1 pseudogene is annotated in these 1619 nt (G+C 55.2%); it reads left to right on the top strand.

Annotation, left to right across the window (positions count from 1 at the left end):
• The first annotated feature begins 58 nt into the window (after window positions 1-58).
• A pseudogene (locus D3M70_RS20520) lies at window positions 59-1587 on the top strand (IS3 family transposase).
• The last annotated feature ends 32 nt before the right edge of the window (window positions 1588-1619 follow it).

The following is a 1619-nucleotide window of genomic DNA, read 5'->3' on the forward strand; positions in this document are numbered from 1 at the left end:
CCCTCCATGTCAGGATAGTTGTCGCTTCTTCTATAGATGGAGGGCGTAGGACTGTCACATGAAACAACGCCGCTATTCGGCAGATGAGAAAGCTTGGGTGCTGGAGCAAATGGCTCCTCCCATCAGCCGTACTGTGGGTGAGATGGCCAAGCAAACGGGGATTACTGAGGTCACATTGAGGTATTGGCGTAAAGAGGCCAAGGCCCAAGGAGTGCAGATGCCGGGGACAGGTAAGCGTAATGGGCGCTGGAACAGTGCCGATAAATTCAAAGCAGTGCTGCAAACCGCTACGATGAGCGAAGCAGAGGTCTCCGAATATTGCCGCAGCTCAGGTATTTTGCCCGCCGACCTGGTCTTGTGGCGCCTAGCCTGCGAGAAGGCAAATACTCCTGCGCAGCAGGAGCCTGCCAAAGATATTCCATCGATGCAGCGGATCAAGGAGCTGGAACGCGAGCTACGACGCAAGGACGCGGCGCTGGCAGAAACGGCAGCACTATTGGTGTTGAGAAAAAAGGCCAATGCGATCTGGGGCACGGGCGAGGACGAATGACCAGCGTCTCAGATCGCAGAAGTGTTCTTGCGTTGATTGATACTGCGGTGCGAGCAGGCGCACGTCAGAGTGCTGCTTGTAACGAGTTGGGCGTCTGCATTCGTACAATCCAGCGCTGGCATCACCAGTTGCAGGATGGCAGACCCGGTGCATGCCGTTCAAAACCTGCCAACAAACTCAGCGACAGTGAGCGTTTGGCCGTGCTGCAAGCTGCCAACCGACCGGACTGCGCTGGCTTAACCCCGCATGAGATCGTCCCTAAATTGGCAGACGAAGGCGTGTACCTGGCTTCTGAATCGACGTTCTATCGTGTGCTCAAGTCTGCCGGGCAAGCCCATCGTCGAGGACGCTCGCGCAAGCCAAAAGCTCGACCGTTGACGACTCATCGTGCAGACGGCCCTAACCAAATCTGGTGCTGGGATATCACTTGGCTGCCGAGCAACATCAAAGGCCGCTTCTTCTACTGGTACATGGTCAAGGATATCTACAGCCGCAAACTGGTCATGAACGACGTCCATGAAACCGAGAGCGCTGATCACGCTGGCGTGTTGATGGAGCGCGCCTGTCTGCGTGAAAAGATCCTCCCGGACAAATTGATACTGCATTCGGATAACGGCAGCTCTATGAAAGGCGCAACGATGCTCGCTGCGCTGAACGACCTTGGGGTGTTGCCCTCATTTAGTCGCCCACGAGTCAGCAACGACAATGCTTATGCTGAAGCGCTGTTTCGTACAGCCAAGTATTGCTCTCGCTGGCCACAGCGACCGTTTGAATCACTGGATGAGGCGCGTCAGTGGGTGATGGAGTTTGTTGCCTGGTACAACGATGAGCACCTTCACAGCGCTCTAAAATACGTCACACCTTCGCAACGTCATAAAGGGCACGACCGCTTATCACTGGAGAACCGAGCGCACCTGTACCTTGAAGCTCGTCGTCGTAAACCAGAGCGGTGGGCCGGGAGTGTTCGTAACTGGAAGCTACCTGACCATGTCTACTTGAATCGGGAACGTGAGCCTATGAACAGACAAACTGCTTGAGACTGACGCGACAACTACATTGACACACACCG

The organism is Pseudomonas sp. LS-2 (assembly GCF_003605735.1).
GTDB lineage: Bacteria > Pseudomonadota > Gammaproteobacteria > Pseudomonadales > Pseudomonadaceae > Aquipseudomonas.